Raw genomic sequence first — 1,169 nt, 5'->3', positions numbered from 1 at the left:
CGACCGGTTCGACGACCCCAACCTGCCGGGCGAGATGACGGTCACGGTGGATCTGAAACAGGTTTCGGTCGGCACCGAGGTCAATATCGAACAGCAGGGCGTGCCGGACATGATCCCAGCCGAGGCCTGCTATCTCGGCTGGCAGGATTCGCTGCACAAGCTGGCGAAACTGGTCCAGCCCGAGATCAAACAATAGGCGCAGGAGCTTTCCGATGACCCCCACCATCACCGCCTTCGCAAACTCCCCCGACCGCGGCCAGGGACAGGCGCGCGACATGCGCGTCCGTTGGGCGCTGGAAGAGATTGGCCAGCCCTACGATGTCCGCCTAGTGAGTTTCGGCGAGATGAAGCAGCCCCCACACCTGACGCTGCACCCTTTCGGGCAGATCCCGACCTATGAGGAAGGCAATCTTGCCCTGTTCGAGTCGGGCGCCATTGTGCTGCATGTCGCGCAGCGCCATCCGGGCCTGCTGCCCGAGGACGCGAATGCGCGGGCGCGGGCGATCATGTGGATCTTCGCCGCGCTCATCCAACGGGTCGGGCAGGGAGACAGGGGCAATGTAGTCGTCGAACCCCAGTTGGTCCACGAGCAGCCCAGTCTGCGGCTTGTGATGTTCGATCATCTTAGCTCTGATCTCGTTCAAGTGATCACCGATCGGAGGGCATAACATGACCGTGTAGGCATCGCGGACCCTATTAATGCGTAAGCGTCCGGCCTGACCGCCCTGCCGCGTGGTGAAAGAGGCGGATAGTGTCCACCATTGATAGTGGACACTATGGTGATGGCGTGGCGCGTCGGACGAAGCGACTTTGGACGGATGAGGAGAAGCGTTCGATCTGTTTCCAGACGGCGGCGCCGGGCGTTTCCGTGGCTCAGGTGGCGCGGCGCTACGCGGTGAACGCGAACCTGATCTTCAAGTGGCTGCGCGATCCCCGTTATGCGCCGGACCCCACCTCGGTTGCGCGCCCAGCAGAGGAGGCGCGGTTTCTGCCCGTAGAGATCGTCGCGGAGACCAGGTCTACTCCGGCGGCACCTGCCGCCGAGAACCACATCGAGATCGAGCTGGCGGGCGGTCACCGGATGCGGATCAGCGGCAGCTATGATCCTGAGGCGCTGGCGCGGCTGATCCGGGGACTTTCGGCGTGATCCCGGTTCCGGCCAACACGCG

Annotated in this window: 3 protein-coding genes; all 3 read left to right on the top strand. The window is 63.6% G+C overall.

Going from position 1 to position 1,169, the window contains the following annotated elements; translation table 11 throughout:
- The coding region (locus tag ACFOMP_RS19685) for an SRPBCC domain-containing protein (protein WP_379033734.1) at positions 1–196 on the top strand (196 nt) is incomplete at its 5' end.
- A 16-nt stretch (positions 197–212) separates the two neighbouring features.
- Positions 213–668 (top strand): glutathione S-transferase family protein, encoded by a 456-nt coding sequence (locus tag ACFOMP_RS19680; protein WP_379033731.1) that lies wholly within the window; start codon positions 213–215, stop codon positions 666–668.
- An 83-nt stretch (positions 669–751) separates the two neighbouring features.
- Positions 752–1,147 (top strand): IS66-like element accessory protein TnpA, encoded by a 396-nt coding sequence (gene tnpA, locus ACFOMP_RS19675; RefSeq protein WP_018000155.1) that lies wholly within the window; start codon positions 752–754, stop codon positions 1,145–1,147.
- Positions 1,148–1,169: the final 22 nt, after the last annotated feature.

Source organism: Paracoccus simplex, assembly GCF_042648325.1.
GTDB lineage: Bacteria > Pseudomonadota > Alphaproteobacteria > Rhodobacterales > Rhodobacteraceae > Paracoccus > Paracoccus simplex.
Note: the sequence above shows the minus strand (reverse complement) of the source record. Positions and strands in the feature narration are given on the sequence as shown.

What these genes read in the sequence shown, in the direction of transcription:
- ACFOMP_RS19680 (WP_379033731.1), top strand. Translation starts at nt 213, where the DNA reads ATGACCCCCACCATCACCGCCTTCGCAAACTCCCCCGACCGCGGCCAG.